Source organism: Thalassobius sp. Cn5-15, from assembly GCF_022347685.1.
Taxonomy (GTDB): domain Bacteria; phylum Pseudomonadota; class Alphaproteobacteria; order Rhodobacterales; family Rhodobacteraceae; genus Thalassobius.
In genome coordinates this window covers 717,584-735,602 of sequence record NZ_JAKRGF010000001.1, presented here as the reverse complement: position 1 = coordinate 735,602, position 18,019 = coordinate 717,584, and the positions used below count along the sequence as shown (strand labels likewise).

The 18,019-nt window shown below is 57.6% G+C and carries 15 protein-coding genes; 9 read left to right on the top strand and 6 right to left on the bottom strand.

Features of this window, described 5'->3' with window-relative positions; all coding sequences use genetic code 11:
* Positions 1-84: 84 nt before the first annotated feature.
* Both MHM86_RS03580 and MHM86_RS03575 read left to right on the top strand, forming a co-directional pair.
* Positions 85-1,242, top strand: a complete 1,158-nt coding sequence (locus MHM86_RS03580) for an RsmB/NOP family class I SAM-dependent RNA methyltransferase (protein WP_239195902.1) — start codon at positions 85-87, stop codon at positions 1,240-1,242.
* A 98-nt stretch (positions 1,243-1,340) separates the two neighbouring features.
* Positions 1,341-3,740, top strand: a complete 2,400-nt coding sequence (locus MHM86_RS03575; protein WP_239195884.1) for an ATP-binding protein — start codon at positions 1,341-1,343, stop codon at positions 3,738-3,740.
* 8 nt (positions 3,741-3,748) lie between these two features.
* On the opposite strand, the gene MHM86_RS03570 is transcribed toward MHM86_RS03575, so the two are convergent.
* Positions 3,749-4,348, bottom strand: coding sequence for a sulfotransferase family 2 domain-containing protein (locus MHM86_RS03570; protein ID WP_239195882.1), 600 nt, complete (start codon positions 4,346-4,348; stop codon positions 3,749-3,751).
* Positions 4,349-4,536: 188 nt separating this feature from the next.
* On the opposite strand from MHM86_RS03570, the gene recA reads away from it, so the two are divergent.
* Positions 4,537-5,604, top strand: coding sequence for a recombinase RecA (gene recA, locus MHM86_RS03565; protein WP_239195870.1), 1,068 nt, complete (start codon positions 4,537-4,539; stop codon positions 5,602-5,604).
* Between the two features lie 345 nt (positions 5,605-5,949).
* On the opposite strand, the gene MHM86_RS03560 is transcribed toward recA, so the two are convergent.
* Complete coding sequence (locus MHM86_RS03560) at positions 5,950-6,411, bottom strand: heme-binding protein (RefSeq protein ID WP_239195868.1); 462 nt, start codon at positions 6,409-6,411, stop codon at positions 5,950-5,952.
* 639 nt (positions 6,412-7,050) lie between these two features.
* Between MHM86_RS03560 and alaS the strand changes: the two genes are divergently transcribed.
* Positions 7,051-9,711: an alanine--tRNA ligase gene (alaS, locus tag MHM86_RS03555; RefSeq protein WP_239195856.1), complete on the top strand. Its 2,661-nt coding sequence runs from the start codon at positions 7,051-7,053 to the stop codon at positions 9,709-9,711.
* A gap of 115 nt (positions 9,712-9,826) precedes the next feature.
* Positions 9,827-10,114 (top strand): DUF1330 domain-containing protein, encoded by a 288-nt coding sequence (locus MHM86_RS03550; RefSeq protein ID WP_239195854.1) that lies wholly within the window; start codon positions 9,827-9,829, stop codon positions 10,112-10,114.
* Between the two features lie 93 nt (positions 10,115-10,207).
* Here the strand turns inward: MHM86_RS03550 and typA are convergent, their stop codons facing one another.
* A complete protein-coding gene (gene typA / locus MHM86_RS03545; RefSeq protein ID WP_239195852.1) occupies positions 10,208-12,025 on the bottom strand; it encodes a translational GTPase TypA in 1,818 nt (605 codons plus the stop codon).
* A 159-nt stretch (positions 12,026-12,184) separates the two neighbouring features.
* Here typA and MHM86_RS17020 point away from each other — a divergent pair, with 159 nt between their 5' ends.
* Positions 12,185-12,319, top strand: coding sequence for a hypothetical protein (locus MHM86_RS17020; RefSeq protein ID WP_255723003.1), 135 nt, complete (start codon positions 12,185-12,187; stop codon positions 12,317-12,319).
* A 90-nt stretch (positions 12,320-12,409) separates the two neighbouring features.
* On the opposite strand, the gene ssb is transcribed toward MHM86_RS17020, so the two are convergent.
* Positions 12,410-12,913: a single-stranded DNA-binding protein gene (gene ssb, locus MHM86_RS03540; RefSeq protein ID WP_255723002.1), complete on the bottom strand. Its 504-nt coding sequence runs from the start codon at positions 12,911-12,913 to the stop codon at positions 12,410-12,412.
* Positions 12,914-13,180: 267 nt separating this feature from the next.
* Here ssb and MHM86_RS03535 point away from each other — a divergent pair, with 267 nt between their 5' ends.
* Both MHM86_RS03535 and MHM86_RS03530 read left to right on the top strand, forming a co-directional pair.
* Positions 13,181-13,792, top strand: coding sequence for a lytic transglycosylase domain-containing protein (locus MHM86_RS03535; protein WP_239195834.1), 612 nt, complete (start codon positions 13,181-13,183; stop codon positions 13,790-13,792).
* A 124-nt stretch (positions 13,793-13,916) separates the two neighbouring features.
* Complete coding sequence (locus MHM86_RS03530) at positions 13,917-15,065, top strand: cytochrome-c peroxidase (RefSeq protein ID WP_239195823.1); 1,149 nt, start codon at positions 13,917-13,919, stop codon at positions 15,063-15,065.
* Positions 15,066-15,069: 4 nt separating this feature from the next.
* Here the strand turns inward: MHM86_RS03530 and MHM86_RS17130 are convergent, their stop codons facing one another.
* Together MHM86_RS17130 and miaA are read right to left on the bottom strand one after the other, a co-directional pair.
* A complete protein-coding gene (locus MHM86_RS17130; RefSeq protein ID WP_239195821.1) occupies positions 15,070-15,924 on the bottom strand; it encodes an AraC family transcriptional regulator in 855 nt (284 codons plus the stop codon).
* Positions 15,925-16,019: 95 nt separating this feature from the next.
* Complete coding sequence (miaA, locus tag MHM86_RS03520) at positions 16,020-16,889, bottom strand: tRNA (adenosine(37)-N6)-dimethylallyltransferase MiaA (RefSeq protein ID WP_239195819.1); 870 nt, start codon at positions 16,887-16,889, stop codon at positions 16,020-16,022.
* 172 nt (positions 16,890-17,061) lie between these two features.
* Between miaA and pyrH the strand changes: the two genes are divergently transcribed.
* Entirely contained in the window at positions 17,062-17,814 is a 753-nt protein-coding gene (pyrH, locus tag MHM86_RS03515) for a UMP kinase (protein WP_239195817.1), read from the top strand.
* Positions 17,815-18,019: the final 205 nt, after the last annotated feature.

Sequence of the window (18,019 nt, the reverse complement as noted above, 5' to 3'; positions counted from 1 at the left end):
CAAGCCATGCTGTTACGCTTGTCGCCGCTGTCTGCCGCTGCTATCCCCGCTGAAACGCCCCAGTAGCCAGATGAGGACGCCCCGATGACCCCAGCCGCCCGTTATGGTGCCGCCATTGAAATCCTCGACCAGATTTTGGGTGGCGCGCCAGCCGAGAAGGCGCTGACCACTTGGGCGCGCCGGTCTCGTTTTGCAGGGTCCAAGGACCGTGCGGCGATCCGCGATCATGTCTTTGACATTCTGCGCCGCAAGCGCAGCGTTGCCGTTGTGGGGGGCGCGGAAACAGGCCGCGCGATGGTGCTGGGCCTGTTGCGCCAGGAGGGGGTGGATCCCGCCGAAGTCTTTAGCGGCGAAGGCCACGCGCCAAGTGCCCTTTCAGAGGCAGAGCAGGCCGCAGGCCAGCCCGCCGAAGGCGGCGCTGCCCTCGACCTGCCAGAGGCGTTACTGCCGATGTTCCGCGACAGTCTGGGCGATGATCTGGGCGCCTATGCAGAGGCGCTGCGCCATCGTGCGCCAGTGATGCTGCGGGTGAATAGCCGTAAGCTGAACCGCGCTGCAGCCATCACCAAACTGGCCGCCGAAGGCATCACCGCAGAGGTCTCAGAGGCCGCACCAAACGCGCTGCATGTCATTGATGGTGTGCGTAAAATCAACAATTCTAACGCCTATCGCGATGGATTGGTTGAATTGCAGGATGGCGCCAGTCAGGCGGTGGCCGACGCGCTGCCGCTGGAGGACGGTCAGAAAGTTCTGGACATGTGTGCCGGTGGCGGCGGTAAGTCATTGGCGTTAGCAGCACGCGCCAAAGCGCGGTTCATGGCCTATGACGCAAACGCCCAACGCCTGCGCGACCTGCCTGAACGCGCCCGTCGCGCTTCGGCGCGGATTGAAGTTTGTCAAAACCCCGAAGGGGCTGCGCCCTTTGATCTGATCCTGTGCGATGTGCCCTGTTCCGGCAGTGGTAGCTGGCGCCGTGCGCCCGAAGGGAAATGGCGAATGAACCCGGAAAAGTTGCATGATCTGACGCAGTTGCAGGGTCAGATTCTGCGCCGTGCGGCAGGAATGGTTGCGGATGGCGGGACGTTGGCCTATGCGACCTGTTCGGTTCTAAAGCGGGAAAACGACGATATTGTGCGTGATTTTCTGGCAGAAAACCGACAGTTTAGCCTTAATCAAGAGCTGCATTGGCTGCCTGCATCACAAGGCGATGGATTCTATCTGGCAATCTTGACGGCAGCCTAAAGTCGTTGCAACTTTTGGTTGGGGAAAGGGTCTGTCGCGATTAAGCCTCTGTTAAAGGCTGTGTGTCATACTCATCCCAGCTAAAGGGTGAGGTTGCTTTGATACAGTCGCAAATCACACAGGACATCGCAGGACATCACGCTGACACAGGGCATGCTGCGCGGAAGGTGGCTGCGCAGGAGCGGGGGGCGCATAATGCCTCTTATTTACAAGGGGGACCAGATCAATCCGGCGCCCTCGCCGTGACGCGTGGGTCTGTTGCAGCGGTGATCGTGCTATTTGGTGCGTGCCTTCTGGTTGCGTCGCAGTTCTGGGCGACAGACTGGGCGCTTTATATTGCTGCACTGGGGGTGTCTCTGATCATGAGTATGGGGCTTTTAGGGCTACCAGATCAGGTTTGGCACTGGATGCAGCGCCAACGGGTTCGACGCCTTTCTACCCTGATCAGATACGATGATTTGCCTTGTTTCATCAGCGATGACAGCCTGCACCTGTTACATTGCAATCCGGCTGCGGTGGAACGTGCCGGTGGGTCTTCCCCTCCGGGTTTTGATGGCCTGTTTGACGGATTGTTTGCGGCGCCAATGGCGGTCCTGTGGCAGCTACGCAATCGTGCGGAAAAATCCGGTCAGGGCAGCGCTGACGCCTTTGGCCAACGTGGTCCTTTGCGTCTGACCGTCCAAAGGCTGCCCTATGGGCTTTACCTCTGGCGCTTGCAGGATCAGGCGCTGGGGCCTGCTGCGGATCAGATGGGTGCAGGTGTGCCGATGCTGACAGTGGGACGGGGGGATGCGGTTCTGTTTATGAACGCGGCTGCAATGGACCTGTGTGGTGGTCAGGTTGACGTGCTGGGGGATGTCTTTCCAAACGGCACGCCGAAATCTGGCCGTTTCGCCGTCGTGCGCACAGAGACGGGGCCGCGCAACTGTTTGGTCACTCTCTGGCACCGGAGCGAGGCGCACTTAGAGGTGTATTTTTTACCGATGACCGATGGTGACGGATTGCATCAGGGCGGCTTGGACGATGGTGCGATGGACCTGTTGCCACTGGCAATCCTGCGTCTTGACAGGGACGGGTGCATTCTTGCGGCCAACCGCGCCGCTCAGGAATTGCTGCAGATAGATCCTGCGGATGTGAATTATCTGGGCGATGTGCTGGAGGGCCCCGGTCGGTCGGTGCGCGACTGGCTGTCACTGGCCCTGGACAATGTGGCACCAACCAAATCCGAATTCCTGCGGGTTCGGCAAAAAGACAATGACCTGTTTGTGCAGGCGTCGCTGTGTCATATCGAACAAAGTGACGGGCGTCGTCTGCTGGCGGTGCTGAGTGATGCGACCCAGATTAAAACGCTAGAGGATCAATTTGCACAAAGTCAGAAAATGCAGGCAATTGGGGAGCTTGCAGGCGGGGTGGCTCATGATTTCAACAATCTGCTGACGGCGATTTCTGGCCATTGCGATCTATTGCTGCGTCACCGCGATGAGGGGGATGTTGATTTCGCGGATCTTATGCAGATCCGCCAAAACAGCAACCGCGCGGCGTCTCTGGTCGGGCAGCTTCTGGCGTTTTCGCGCAAACAAACCTTGCGGCCAGAGGTGTTGGATCTGCGCGAGGTGCTGGCGGATCTGGCGCATTTGATGAACCGACTTGTGGGCGAACGGGTATCGGTGGCGCTGAATGTCGACCCATTGATCGACAATATCCGCGCTGACAGGCGGCAGCTGGAACAGGTGATGATTAACCTTGTGGTGAATGCCCGCGACGCGATGGATGGGCAGGGGCTGATCAACGTCACCGCTGGAAACCACATGATTGCCGCATGTTATACACGTGATCAGGTCACGGTTCCTGCGGGGGATTACCTAATCATTGAGGTGGAGGATGCCGGTTGTGGAATCCAGCCTGAAGTGTTGCAAAAAATCTTCGAGCCGTTCTTTACCACCAAAGCACTGGGGGAGGGTACCGGTCTTGGGCTGGCGACGGTCTATGGTATCGTGAAACAAAGTGGTGGGTTTGTTTTTGTTGACAGCATGGTTGGTGAAGGGACGCGGTTTACGCTGCTGTTCCCGGCAGTCTTTGAGCCGATCAGTACTGCAGATGCGCCGGTGGCCCATTGTGCCGCACAGTCGGTTGAAACCGGCACTGTTTTGTTGGTGGAGGATGAGGCGCCCGTGCGGGCCTTCGCGGTTCGGGCGTTGGAGCTTGCGGGGCTTTCGGTCATAGTAGCGGATTGCGCTGAGCAAGCGCTGGAACTGCTCTCGGATCCGGCAGTTCAGGTGGATATGTTCCTGACCGACGTGGTGATGCCAGGCCTTGATGGTCCCAGTTGGGTCCGGGAGGCGCAGAAAAAACGCCCTGACATACCTGTTGTCTTCATGTCGGGCTACGCCGAAGATGTTCTGACAGGCACCCGCGATGATTTTGAAACGGCGGCTTTTCTGCCAAAACCCTTCACATTAGAGGAACTGACCGACGTCGTGCGTAAAAATTTGCATTGATCCGTGCATTAGCGCGCCGCTGCAGTTTCCCACAGCTCAAAATCGGCGGAATACTTGCGTTCCAGTTTCGCGCGTGTTTTCGCCGTCAATTCCAGCTCCATCGATGGCGAGACATTTTCGCGTGCCAGATCCAGCGTGCAGTTCAGGCGTTCCTGCAGAAAGTCAATCAGCGGCGGTTGGTTCTCATATTGAAACAGATAGGTCACGCAGGTGCCATTCGGGCGTGGTTCAAGAAATGTTGCTTGACTGCCAACGCGGGCAAATGCTGGCGTGTCACCGCGGCAATAGGCGTTTACAAATTCGTCAAAGCTCACGTTCTCCGTCGAATTCGGGCGCCCTGACAGGAACGGGCGGCGGCGGTAACGATACCAACTGCCCAGCCAGCTTATCGGCTCGCGCACCACGGCGAGCGTTTCCGGCTCGCGGCCACATACCTTCTCAAACATTGGTCGGAAAAACCGATTGTAGCGAAAAAGCGGGGAATGCTTCAGTTCTGGCGGATCTTGCACTGACATTGAGGCCAGCGGTGCCAGTGCTTTTTCATAGGCCGTGGTGCCAGTTTTGGGCACAGAGAGGAACACGAGGTTCTGCTTCCAAAATACCAGCATAAAACGATTTCTCCTGAAGAATACTCGAACGCACGGCCTTTAAACCATTCCTTAACCAGTTTGGTCAAATATGGATGAAAATAATTTCTTGCAATGTTCTTGTTTTGATCTCATAGATAAAAAGAACAAGATGGGAACATCTAAGGATTGCCGCGACGCTGCGGCTGTGGGATAAGGACATCATAACAATGGCTATGGCAGATCTTCTTTCGATGGACAGCAAACGCAACGCGGACAAGCAAAAGGCGCTGGATAGCGCTCTGGCACAAATCGAACGTCAGTTCGGTAAGGGCTCGATTATGAAACTGGGGGGCGACAACGTTGTTCCCGAGATTGAGGCAACATCGACCGGTTCCCTCGGGTTGGATATTGCACTGGGCATCGGTGGTCTGCCCAAAGGGCGTATTATCGAAATTTACGGCCCCGAAAGCTCGGGCAAGACAACACTGACCCTGCACTGCGTTGCGGAGGAACAGAAAAAAGGCGGCATATGCGCTTTTGTCGATGCGGAACATGCGCTGGACCCGCAGTACGCGAAAAAGCTGGGCGTTAATCTGGATGAATTGCTGATTTCGCAGCCCGACACTGGTGAGCAGGCGTTGGAGATTGTCGACACTCTCGTACGCTCCGGTGCGGTTAGTATGGTTGTGGTCGATTCGGTTGCGGCGCTGACGCCGAAATCGGAACTGGAAGGCGACATGGGCGACAGCAACGTTGGCGTTCAGGCCCGCCTGATGAGCCAGGCGATGCGTAAACTGACAGGTTCAATCAATCGCTCCAACTGCATGGTGGTTTTCATCAACCAGATCCGGATGAAAATCGGTGTGATGTTCGGCAGCCCCGAGACCACCACCGGCGGTAACGCGTTGAAGTTTTACTCTTCTGTCCGTCTGGACATTCGCCGCATCGGCGCAATCAAGGATCGTGATGAGGTTGTGGGCAACGCTACCCGTGTGAAAGTGGTGAAAAACAAAGTGTCGCCGCCGTTCAAACAGGTGGAATTTGACATCATGTATGGCGAAGGCATTTCCAAAACCGGCGAATTGCTGGATCTGGGGGTGAAGGCCGGCGTGGTTGATAAATCTGGCGCTTGGTTCTCTTATGCTGATGACCGTCTGGGGCAGGGGCGTGAAAACGCCAAGCAGTTCCTGCGCGACAACGTGGAGATTGCGACCGAAATTGAGGATAAGATCCGCGCCGCCCACGGGTTGGAGTTTGATATGGACAAGGATGATGAAGACATTCTGGAAGCTTGATCGCCTGTCATGATGCGAAATGTGGGAAGAGCCGTGAGAGACAATCCGCGGCTCTTTTCGTATCTGATCCTGCGTATGTGCGGCAAAACGTGTGACAAGGCGCACTGAGAGGTTGTCGCGGAAATGCGTAGAGAGGTGGTCTAACAGCTGGGAACACCTCTAAACTCCTGAGGTCTTCATATCCTCGCGCCTGCATTGGGTATGAGCGTAGCCAGTTCCATATTTCTAAACGCCGAGCGTATCCGGGTATTGCGTATACCAAAGTCGCCATCAAGATGATCCGGGACCCTGATGGAAAGGGCTGCAAGAAAGCTGCTATGAGCAGCTTTCCCGAATCTCAGATGATTACTTTGCAAGCGCGTTTGCTGCAACAGCCGCACAGGCGGCATCATTGCCCGGGCTGCTTCCAGCAACACCGATTCCGCCAATAACTGTTCCAGCCTCGCTTGTCGCAGGAACACCGCCCGCAATGGTCAGCAAGCCAGGAAAGGCACGAAATTCAGGCTTGTCGGCAATAAACCCTTCAATGCCCTGTGTGGGCATGCCCCAAGCCAAAGCAGAAGAGGCTTTCAGGGTCGCGCCGGTGTAGGATGCGCTTAGGGCTTCGGTCATCCGGGCCGATGCAACAGCGTTGTCACCACGGTCCACCACGACGATGGATACATTCCATCCATTGTCTGTTGCCATGGAAATACAGGCGTCAACACCTGCAGCAGCTTGCTCGTAAGTCAAAATATCGCGTGTTTCCGCCTGCGCCATCACAGCGCAGAAACCCATCACGAGCGAGCTAAAAACAATTTTTTTCATTGTTCACCTTAGTTCAAGAGTTCTACGTCGGCACCGAGCCGACGCAGTCAAGGCTATCGATCTAAGTGACGGGCAGGTAAAGAGGAAAACAGTCTGTTTCGTAGCTGTGGCTGAAAACCGCTTATGCGTTGTGTTGGCATTACCAAGCTGCGAACAAGAGGTCGAAGGCAAGGTCAAGTGGCGACTTTCAGGCTGCTATGTTCGAACGCATATCCCTTCGGCTTCGGCAGTGCTGATCTCTTCATCGTCGAAGGTCTGCAGAGAACAAATCGTAGCCTGTGCCAGGGTCCGAATTTCTGGAGGCCAAACACCTATTTCGGATTTCACTCCCGTTCTTAATCGCGGTTCTTTCGAATTTTGGCTGCGGCGCGAAGGTTTGCTGCCTGCTCCGCGTGCAATACGGCTCTAACGGCGAAAGTTGTCTGAGTGTCATTGCAGGCCGGCAGGTTTTGCGCGTTCAGCGGCACGATACCACAGGCAACATACCTGACCCAAAAGGCAGACTTATGTATGCGATCATTTCAACGTGACGCCAATATCCCCCTGCGTCCCCTCTGCTTTTGCAGAGGTAGCAGTGGACATGGCGGTAGCGTGCGGATACATCAGCTTGAAACCGATCCATTGGGGAATTTCAGGCCGATGCCCAGTCTTAACGAAATCCGTTCGACTTTTCTGAACTACTTCCAGAAACAGGGGCACGAGATCGTGTCCTCCAGCCCGCTGGTGCCGCGCAACGATCCGACACTGATGTTCACTAATTCGGGCATGGTGCAGTTCAAAAACTGTTTCACCGGCGTGGAAAAGCGGGACTACACCCGCGCCACCACGTCACAGAAATGCGTCCGCGCCGGTGGCAAGCACAATGACCTCGACAACGTTGGTTACACGGCACGTCACCACACGTTTTTTGAAATGTTGGGCAACTTCAGCTTTGGCGATTACTTCAAATCCGAGGCGATCCCTTTCGCGTGGGAACTGGTGACCAAAGAGTTCGGCATCGACAAATCGCGTCTGCTGACCACTGTGTATCACACCGATGATGAAGCGTTCGAAATGTGGAAAAAACTCGGCGTGCCCGAGGACCGCATCATCCGCATCGCCACCTCGGACAACTTCTGGCAGATGGGTCCGACCGGGCCCTGTGGTCCGTGCACCGAAATTTTTTATGATCACGGCGATCACATCTGGGGTGGTCCTCCGGGTAGCCCTGAGGAAGACGGCGACCGTTTTATCGAGATTTGGAACGTCGTGTTCATGCAGAACGAACGGTTTGAAGATGGCTCGATGACCGATCTGGACATGCAGTCGATCGACACCGGTATGGGGCTGGAACGGATTGGCGCGCTGCTGCAGGGCAGCCATGACAACTATGACACCGACCTGTTTAAATCGCTGATCGAGGCCTCGGCCAATGTCACCAACGTCGATCCTTATGGCGATCAGAACGTGCACCACCGTGTGATTGCTGACCACCTGCGCTCGACTTCTTTCCTGATTGCGGATGGTGTGATGCCGTCGAACGATGGTCGCGGATACGTGCTGCGCCGCATCATGCGCCGCGCCATGCGTCACGCGCATCTGCTGGGGGCCAAGGATCCGGTGATGCACCAGCTGGTTCCGGCGCTGGTCAGCCAAATGGGCGATGCCTACCCCGAATTGCGTCAGGCGCAGCCGATGATCGAAGAAACGCTGCAACTGGAAGAAACCCGTTTCAAACAGACGCTGGATCGCGGCCTGAAACTGCTGGATGGTGAGGTTGCAGGCCTGAACGAAGGCGATGCGCTGAACGGCGAAACCGCGTTCAAACTCTATGACACCTACGGCTTCCCGCTTGATTTGACGCAGGACGCACTGCGTGAAAAAGGTCTGACCGTGGATACCGACGGTTTTGACGCCGCGATGGAAGAGCAGAAGGCCAAGGCGCGTGCCGCTTGGGCTGGTTCTGGTGAGGCGGCAGACGCAACCGTATGGTTTGACGTTGCCGAAAATAACGGCGTGACTGAATTCCTCGGCTACGACACGGAAGTGGCCGAAGGGCAGGTCGTGGCGCTGATCAAGGACGGCGCGCAGGTCGACAAGGTTGCCAAAGGCGACACTGTGCAGATTGCGGTCAACCAGACGCCGTTTTACGCAGAAAGCGGTGGTCAGGTCGGCGATACCGGCGTGATCAAGGTCGAGGGCGGCGAAGCCCGCGTGACCGACACCCGCAAAGCGGCTGGTGTGTTCATCCACTTCGCCGAAGTCACCGAAGGCGAGATTGCCAAAGGCGCCGCGGCGCAATTGGTCGTTGATCACGCCCGCCGCAGCACCATTCGCGCCAACCACTCTGCCACGCACCTGCTGCATGAGGCTCTGCGCGAGGCGCTGGGTGAACATGTGGCGCAGCGCGGCTCGCTCAACGCGCCGGATCGTTTACGTTTTGACTTTAGCCATGCTAAGGCGCTGACCGTTGAGGAACTGGCCCGTGTCGAGCATGACGTGAACGCCTACATCCGGCAGAATACTGAGGTCACGACCCGTATCATGACTCCGGACGATGCTCGCGACTTGGGGGCACAGGCGCTGTTTGGTGAGAAATACGGCGACGAGGTGCGCGTTGTGTCGATGGGTGTGCAGGACGGGTCCGGCAAGGGCAACGATGGCAACACTTATTCGCTGGAACTCTGTGGCGGCACGCACGTGCGCCAAACCGGTGACATCGGCGCCTTTGTGGCGCTGGGGGACAGCGCGTCCTCCGCTGGTGTGCGTCGAATTGAGGCGCTGACTGGTCAGGCCGCGATGGACTATCTGGCGGAACAGGATCAGCGTTTGGCTGAGGTGGCTCTGGTTTTGAAAACCAAACCGGCTGAGGTGGCGGAGCGTGTGCGCGGCCTGATGGACGAACGCAAAAAGCTGGAAAATGAGGTGGCACAGCTGCGTCGTGAACTGGCGATGGCGGGCGGCGCATCGAATGGCGGCGGCGTAGAAGCCAAAGAAATCAACGGTGTGAAGTTCATCGCGCAGGTACTGTCCGGCGTGTCGGGCAAGGATCTGCCTGCCCTGATCGACGAGCATAAGGACCGTCTGGGCACTGGCGCAGTGCTGCTGATCGCCGATACCGGCGGCAAGGTGGCAGTGGCCGCTGGCGTGACCAAGGACGCAATCGACAAAGTGTCGGCGGTGGATCTGGTTAAGGCAGCCGTGCCGGAACTGGGCGGCAAGGGCGGTGGTGGCCGTCCTGATATGGCCCAGGGTGGCGGCAAGGATGTGGCCAATGCGGATGCAGCCATCGCAGCGGCAGAGGCGGCGATCACCGGCTAAATCGCCACGCTTTCGACCAGTCGGTCAAAAAATTTGCGCCTCGGCGTATAAAACAATTGGCTCCTCCGGCGGTTTCTCTAAGCTTCAGGGAAACATACACGCCGGAGGAGTTTTCATGCCCGCACTTTGGATCGCCCATGTCACCGTCACCGATGAAGAGGCCTACGGAAAATACGCTGCCCTTGCGGGGCCCGCGATTGAAAAGCACGGTGGCTATTTCATCGCCCGTGCCGCCCGTTTTGTGCAGCTAGAGGGCAAGGAGCGTCCGCGCAATGTCGTGGCGCGGTTCCCCAGCGTTGAGGCTGCGGTGGAGTGCTACAATAGCCCAGAATACCAAGAGGCGTTGAGTCATGCGCGTGACGCGTCGGAACGTGAGTTGATGGTGGTTGAAACGACCGAATGACCATACGCCGCCGTATGTTTCGCAACCGCTAACGCAAGAAAAAGCCCGGTGAGATCACTCTCACCGGGCTTTTTCTTGTCAGAACCAGATCGCTTACTGGTTGGCTTTCGCCATGCGCTTACGCTCATGCGGGTCGAGGTAGCGTTTGCGCAGACGGATCGAGTTGGGGGTCACTTCCACCAGTTCGTCGTCATTGATGTAGGCGATCGCCTCTTCCAGGCTCAGCGTGATCGGGGTGGTCAGGCGGACTGCTTCGTCGGTGCCGGAGGCACGGACGTTGGTCAGCTTCTTGCCCTTCAGCGGGTTCACTTCCAGATCGTTATCGCGCGAGTGTTCGCCGATGATCATACCCTGATAAACCTTGGCCTGAGCGCCGATCATCATGCGGCCGCGATCTTCGAGGTTCCACAGTGCGTAGGCCACGGCCTCACCGTCTTCCATCGAGATCAGAACGCCAGCGCGACGGCCGGGGATCGGGCCTTTGTGAGCGGTCCAGCCTTGGAACACGCGGTTCAGAACGCCAGTGCCGCGGGTGTCAGTCAGGAACTCGCCGTGGTAGCCGATCAAACCACGCGAAGGCACGTGGGCGATGATGCGGGTCTTGCCCGAGTTCTGGCGCATTTCCACCAGATCGCCTTTGCGGGCACCGGTTAGCTTTTCGATGACAGCGCCGGAATATTCGTCATCCACGTCAATGGTGACTTCTTCGACTGGCTCAATACGCTTGCCGTCTTCTTCTTTCATGATCACCTGCGGGCGCGAGATCGACAGTTCGAACCCCTCGCGGCGCATGTTTTCAATCAGAACGCCCATCTGCAGTTCGCCACGACCGGACACCTCGAAGGCTTCGCCGCCGGGGGTGTCTTCGATTTTGATCGCGACGTTGGATTCAGCTTCTTTGTACAGGCGGTCACGGATCACACGCGACTGAACCTTTTTGCCGTCACGACCGGCCAGCGGGCTGTCGTTGATGCCGAAGGTCACGGTGATGGTCGGCGGGTCGATGGGCTGTGCGTCCAGTGCTTCGTCTACGGCCAGCGCACAGATGGTGTCGGCCACGGTGGCCTTCGACATACCGGCGAGGGTGACGATGTCGCCTGCGGTGGCTTCGTCGATGTCGGCGTTCTGCAGACCGCGGAAGGCCTGAATTTTGGTCACGCGGAACTGTTCGATTTTCTGGCCAATGCGGGTGATCGCCTGCACGGTGGCACCCACAGAGATTTTGCCCGATTCAACGCGGCCGGTCAGGGTGCGGCCCATGAACGGATCGGAGCCAAGGGTGGTGGCCAGCATGCGGAAATCTTCGCCCTGCTGTTTGACCTGTTTGGGTTCCGGCACGTGGTTGACGATCAGGTCAAACAGCGCGTGCAGATCCTTGCGCGGACCATCCAGATCGTGATCGGCCCAGCCGGAACGGCCAGAGGCGTACATATGCGGGAAGTCCAGCTGATCTTCGTTTGCATCCAGAGAGGAGAACAGGTCAAACACCTCGTCCAGTGCGCGATCGGGTTCGGCGTCGGGTTTGTCAACCTTGTTCAGAACAACGATCGGACGCAGGCCCAGTGCCAGCGCCTTGGAGGTTACGAATTTGGTCTGCGGCATCGGGCCTTCGGCGGCGTCAACCAACAGGACAACACCGTCCACCATCGACAGGATCCGCTCTACCTCGCCGCCGAAATCGGCGTGGCCGGGGGTGTCTACGATGTTGATGCGGGTGTCTTTCCATTCAACGCTGGTAGGTTTTGCGAAGATGGTGATCCCACGTTCACGTTCCAGGTCGTTGCTGTCCATGGCGCGTTCGGCCACAGCTTGGTTTTCACGGAAGGCGCCCGACTGCTTCAGCAGCTCATCCACAAGCGTGGTTTTGCCGTGGTCAACGTGGGCGATGATGGCGATGTTGCGCAGATCCATAAGGCTGTCCTTGTTTGTTCGCGCTCCGGCTATACCGGATCGGTTCCGAAGGCCAGTGAAATTGGGCGATTTCGTGATTTTTGACGTCTGGTGCATAAATCCGGCACGGGTTTTGCCGTTATTCACGAAGATGTAACGTTTTAGTGTATGAGTTTATTTATGGCTTTAGTGAAACAACGTCTCAAACAAGTCCCGCCGCGTGTGGGTCGTATGGTTGGCGCCCTGATGGCACTGAGCGGCGCGGTCGCGATTTACGCGATGATCGGTCTGGCGCTGGTGCATCGGGTGTTTTGATTCCTTTGTCCGAATACGCTGAACACAAATAAACGCATAAAAAAACGGCCGAGGTGATCGGCCGCTTTCTGTTGATTTTCTGTGTGTGGATCAGAATGGGATTTCGTCGTCCAGATCGCGCGACGGGGCGCTTTGCTGTTGGTTCTGGTTGCCGCCGCCGTAGCCGCCGCCCTGATCGTAGCCACCGCCGTAGCCACCCTGATCACCGCCGTAGCCGCCCTGGCCACCGCCACCGCCGCCATCGCGACCGTCCAGCATCACCAGCGTGCCGCCGAAGCCCTGCAGCACCACCTCGGTGGAGTAGCGATCCTGACCGTTCTGGTCCTGCCACTTGCGGGTTTGCAGCTGACCTTCGATATAAACCTTAGAGCCTTTGCGCAGGTACTGTTCTGCAACGCGCACCAGACCTTCCTGAAAGATGGCAACCGAATGCCATTCGGTCCGCTCACGGCGTTCGCCGGTGTTGCGATCCTTCCAGTTTTCAGAGGTGGCGATGCGCAGGTTGCACACCTTGCCGCCATTCTGGAAACTGCGCACTTCGGGGTCACGACCCAGATTGCCGACGAGAATAACTTTGTTGACGGATCCGGCCATGATTGTCTCCCTCTGACTCGAACTTGGGCATTGCTTACACCATGCTCTTACGGAAAGGTAAAGTTTCTTATAATTGCAATGTATCCGCGCCCTGATCGGCCGATTTCACGGCTTTTGCTCCAGTAAATCAAGGGAATTCAAACTCCTGTTCCTTCAAAACTGCGCAAAGAGGCGCCGAGGATCAGTCCGAATGTTTGAATTGATTTTCATTGTGCCTATATTTCCTGCAAGACAACGACAGGAACAATGATGCGCAACGGCAATTTTATGACCTCTACACGCGCGGTGGCCGTGGCGATTGGGCTGTGTGCGGTCCTGACAACACCGGTTCTGGCCTCTGACGTTCATGGGTCTCAAGGCCGCGTCAAGCTGCTGAAATCACAGACCGATCTTCTGGATGGCCGGTTGAAACGGCAAAGCAACCTGTCGATTTCTCTGGCGGCACCTCGGGTGAATACCCCGACCAAATGGGATGATGAACTGGGGCGTACAGGGTTCAAGGGCAAATATAGCGGCCCGTTCCTTGATATGGCACGATCTGCGGCGCGGCGGCACAATATACCAGAAACGATGTTCCTGAAGCTGGTTCAGCAGGAAAGTGGTTTCAACGCCAAGGCCGTGTCACCCAAAGGCGCGCTGGGACTGGCGCAGTTGATGCCCGCGACGGCAAAGACGCTGGGCGTCGATCCCCGCGATCCGTATGAAAACCTTGAAGGCGGCGCGCGCTATCTGGCGGAACAATACCGTGCGTTCGGCTCGTGGCGCCTGGCGCTGGCGGCCTATAACGCGGGGCCGGGGGCGGTGAAGAAACATGGCGGTATCCCCCCGTATAAAGAAACCCGCAACTACGTGCGCATTATTCTGGGCGACGGAACCTAACGCCTGATCTTTGGCCGCAGGCAGGAGCGGTGATCTTTGCTGGTCCTTTGTCTGACCTTGATCTAAGTCAGGGCAGCGGCCCGGCCCCTGCGTCAGGGTCGCGAAGATGCAGAGGGGCGTTCAAATGACAAAATCCGTTTCCGTAGTTGCGCTGGCCACCTTCGCGGCCATTACCGGCGGCGCCGTGATCGCCGAAGGGATCGACACCAAAGCTGCCCTTGGTGAGCTGTTGTTTTTTGATATGGACCTGTCGGCCAATGGCACCATGTCCTGCGCCACATGTCATGACCCTGATTATGGCTTTGCTGACCCGCGCAGTAATGATGCGGGAATGGCGGTGTCTTTGGGTGATGACGGTGTGTCTTTGGGCGACCGCAATGCGCCTGCGATCGGCTATGCGGCCTTTTCGCCGCGGTTTCACCGGAATGAGGATGGTGATTACATCGGTGGTCAGTTTTGGGATGGCCGTGCCGCCGATCTGGCAGAACAGGCCGGTGGCCCGCCGCTGAATCCGATCGAAATGGGCATGCCGTCGAAGGCCGCAGTGATGGACCGGTTGCAGGCGATCCCTGATTATGTTGCGGCCTTTGATGCGCTTTATGGCACGGGCGTTCTGGAGGATGCAGAGGCAGGCTATGCCGCCATGACAGACGCCATCGCTGCCTTTGAGCGGACAGAGGTTTTTGCCCCCTTCGATAGTAAATATGACCGTTTCCTGCGCGGTGAGGCAGAGCTAACGCGCGAAGAGGATCTAGGCCGTGTTCTCTTTTTCTCTCAGCAGTTTACCAACTGTAATCAATGTCATCAGCTGCGTAGTAGTGCCATTGACTCGGCAGAGACTTTTACCAATTACGAATACCACAACATCGGTACGCCCGCGAACACAGCAGCGCGTGCGCACAACGGTGTTGCGGATGATTTTGTAGACCTTGGGCTGCTGGCAAACCCTGCAGTGGATCATGAGGCAGAACTGGGGAAATACAAGGTGCCGTCGCTGCGCAATGTTGCTGTGACAGGTCCCTATATGCACAACGGCGTGTTTGAGGATCTGCGCACAGTGGTGTTGTTTTACAACCGCTACAACTCGCGCTCAGAACGCCGGCAGATCAATCCTGAAACCGGCGCCCGTTGGGCCGACCCCGAGGTGACAGAAACCCTGTCCTTCGAAGAGCTGACCCACGGCCCTGCGTTGGAAGATGAGCGCATCGATGCGTTGGTCGCGTTTATGAAGACGCTGACGGATCAGCGCTACGAGCATCTGCTGGAGGAATGACGGATCATACCTTGGCACGCTGTCGTTTCCGCAGCACCAGCGGCGATGCGCCTGTATGTTTGGTCACAAAGCGAGAGAAGTAGGCCGCAGTGCCGAAGTGTAGCTGCGCGGCGATATCCTGTATTGGCAAATCTGACCGTTCGATCATGTCCCGTGCCGCAAACAATGCGCGGGCGCTGAGGATATGGGCGGCAGTGTGGCCGGCGGCCTCTTTGCAGCACCGCGTCAGGTGGGGTGTGGTGACACCCAGCATGCGGGCATAATCGCCAACGCTCAAACCGCTGGCATAGTGCTGGCTGATCAGACCGCAGTAAGCTTCTGTCAGACGGGCGCTGCCGGTGGGGCGTGGGGGCGGTTCTCGGGTATCAAGGTGGCGCCGCAGGGCCACGGACAAGAGCGCGATATGTGCCTTTAACGCGTCGGTGGTATGGGGTAGGGGGCTGGTGAGTTCACGGTGGATGGCCTCCAGCCGCTGGGTCATCTCTGCCTGATCCTGCCCGTCGCGCAGACGCAGCAGTTCGGCGCTGTGCGGCAGTGCCAGATCTGTTGCCAGATCTGCGGACAGCGTCAGGATCAACGCGCCTGCATGGCGCATCAGGTCCAGTGAAAACAGCGTGCGCGGCGGGATCAGTAATGCGGTATGCGGTGCAAGGCCACGGCGCTGGCCGGAAAGGATCGTGCGGCCTTGTCCCTTGGTGATCCAGATCAGCAGGTAGTCAGCACGATCATGCAGTGTGGTCAGGCGCCAGTCTTCACCACGTTCGAACTGGGCCAGCGGGCGCAGCCTGATCCCCGAAGGATGCGTGTTGGCAACCCGGGATGTGTTGCTATGTGTGTCTCGCCTCACCTGTGTTGTCACCAGTAACCACCTCCCACCGATACCGTTGGCGGAGAGGCGTTGTTTGTAAAGACTTTTGTCAGATCACGGCGCGAAAACGCGCGGTTCCGTGGGGGTTATGGGGTATAGCCCGCCCATGCCTTCATGCGGGCGCGGAACCATGTGCGTTGACGCTTGGCGAACTGGCGCGTGGCGATGGTGGCAGCCTCGCGCGCCTGATCCAGTGTCAGGGTGCCTTGCAGATGCGCAATCAGTTCCGGCGCACCGATGGCCTTTGCTGACAGATGCGCAGGGTTCCATGTGGGCAGGTTTGCCTCCGCCTCTTCTAGCGCCCCCTGTTCCAACATCAGATCGAACCGCTGCGCGATGCGGGTGTTCAGCCAATTTTTGTCTACATCAAAGACCACAGGAAAACACTTCGCCAGCGGCAGCAGCGGTGGCGGCGTGTCCAGTTGCCATGCGCGAATGCCCTTGCCAGTCGTTTGCAGCACCTCCCATGCACGCTGCACTCGCATCGGGTTCATCTGGTCGATGTAATTACGGCTGGCTGCGTCCAGTTCTGCCAGCAATGCCTCGCGACCTTCCTCTGCCAGACGACGATCTGCCAGTGCGCGCACCTCTGGCGGGGTGGGGGGGATATTGGCCAGCCCTTCGGTCAGCGCGGTGAAGTAGAGACCGGTGCCGCCGACGATGATCGGACGCTGCCCTTCTAGCAGCGGGGCCACCTCGCGTAGCCAATGACCAACAGAATACTCGGCGTCACCCGCGATATGACCATAAAGGAGATGTGCTGCCCGGGCCTCATCCTCGACAGGTGGCCGTGCGGTTAGCACCCGCCAGTTGGCAAAGACCTGAATGGCGTCCGCATTGATCACCACGCCGCCTTGTCGCATCGCCACCTCCAGCGCCAGCGCGGATTTGCCGGATGCGGTGGGGCCTGCGATCAACACGGGCTGTTCGGGGGATATTTGCGCAATCAGATCCATGCCTTGCCAATATCGCGATTGCGGGGAGGAGGAAAGAGGTGGGTACGGCCCGCAGTTCAGGGGAAATCGGCAGGGGCAGCTTTTTCATTTACGACCCGTTATTCGATTGAACCTCACGACGTTTTCCGACATTTTGCGTGAAGTTTTGAGTCCTTGCCAGATGGAGCCCCGCATGGCCGCCGACACCTCCTCCGCCATTACCTTAGAAAACGACACCAAGTTCAATCGCGTTATGCTGAAAATCAGCGGTGAGGCGTTGATGGGCGATCAGGGCTTTGGCCTGCATCCGCCGACCGTTGAGCGTATCGCGCATGAGGTGAAGACCGTGCACGATATGGGGGTAGAGATCTGCATGGTCATCGGCGGCGGCAACGTTTTCCGTGGTCTGTCTGGCGCCGCACAAGGGATGGAGCGGACCACTGCTGATTATATGGGCATGCTGGCGACTGTGATGAATGCACTGGCGATGCAGAGCGCGCTGGAGAGTATTGGTGTGTTCACCCGTGTTATTTCGGCCATCCGTATGGATGAGGTGTGTGAGCCTTACATCCGCCGCCGCGCTGTGCGCCACCTTGAGAAGAAGCGTGTCTGCATTTTTGCCGCGGGCACCGGTAACCCCTATTTCACCACTGATACCGCCGCGACACTGCGTGCAAATGAAATGGCGTGTGAAGCGATCTTTATGGGCAAAAATGGCGTTGATGGCATCTATGACAAAGACCCTGCCACCCATGCGGATGCTGTGCGCTATGAAGAGATCACCTATGATGAAGTTCTGGCCAAGCATTTGAAAGTGATGGACGCCTCTGCGATTGCGCTGGCCCGTGATAACAATCTGCCGCTGATCGTCTTTCCGCTGGATGAACCGGGCGGGTTCAAGGGTATTCTGGCAGGGCGCGGCACCTATACCACTGTGCATAGCTAATTACTGGGCGCGACCCGAACTATGTCCAGCATGGGCTGATATTTGACTGTAAATAAGGCGTCTCTGCTCTTGGAGGCGCCTTTGTTATGTGGCGCGTTGTGCTTGCTGTAAGACCCTGACTGCAAGAATACGCCATCGCCTGCGCGGTTCGCCCTTCACCCTTGGGTCGCGGTGCTATACAACTGTCTCACAATAGCTTAAGAGC

What these genes read in the sequence shown, in the direction of transcription:
- MHM86_RS03580 (WP_239195902.1), top strand. Translation starts at nt 85, where the DNA reads ATGACCCCAGCCGCCCGTTATGGTGCCGCCATTGAAATCCTCGACCAG.
- MHM86_RS03570 (WP_239195882.1), bottom strand. Translation starts at nt 4,348, where the DNA reads ATGCTGGTATTTTGGAAGCAGAACCTCGTGTTCCTCTCTGTGCCCAAA.
- recA (WP_239195870.1), top strand. Translation starts at nt 4,537, where the DNA reads ATGGCTATGGCAGATCTTCTTTCGATGGACAGCAAACGCAACGCGGAC.
- MHM86_RS03560 (WP_239195868.1), bottom strand. Translation starts at nt 6,411, where the DNA reads ATGAAAAAAATTGTTTTTAGCTCGCTCGTGATGGGTTTCTGCGCTGTG.
- alaS (WP_239195856.1), top strand. Translation starts at nt 7,051, where the DNA reads ATGCCCAGTCTTAACGAAATCCGTTCGACTTTTCTGAACTACTTCCAG.
- MHM86_RS03550 (WP_239195854.1), top strand. Translation starts at nt 9,827, where the DNA reads ATGCCCGCACTTTGGATCGCCCATGTCACCGTCACCGATGAAGAGGCC.
- typA (WP_239195852.1), bottom strand. Translation starts at nt 12,025, where the DNA reads ATGGATCTGCGCAACATCGCCATCATCGCCCACGTTGACCACGGCAAA.
- MHM86_RS17020 (WP_255723003.1), top strand. Translation starts at nt 12,185, where the DNA reads ATGGCTTTAGTGAAACAACGTCTCAAACAAGTCCCGCCGCGTGTGGGT.
- ssb (WP_255723002.1), bottom strand. Translation starts at nt 12,913, where the DNA reads ATGGCCGGATCCGTCAACAAAGTTATTCTCGTCGGCAATCTGGGTCGT.
- MHM86_RS03535 (WP_239195834.1), top strand. Translation starts at nt 13,181, where the DNA reads ATGACCTCTACACGCGCGGTGGCCGTGGCGATTGGGCTGTGTGCGGTC.
- MHM86_RS03530 (WP_239195823.1), top strand. Translation starts at nt 13,917, where the DNA reads ATGACAAAATCCGTTTCCGTAGTTGCGCTGGCCACCTTCGCGGCCATT.
- miaA (WP_239195819.1), bottom strand. Translation starts at nt 16,889, where the DNA reads ATGGATCTGATTGCGCAAATATCCCCCGAACAGCCCGTGTTGATCGCA.
- pyrH (WP_239195817.1), top strand. Translation starts at nt 17,062, where the DNA reads ATGGCCGCCGACACCTCCTCCGCCATTACCTTAGAAAACGACACCAAG.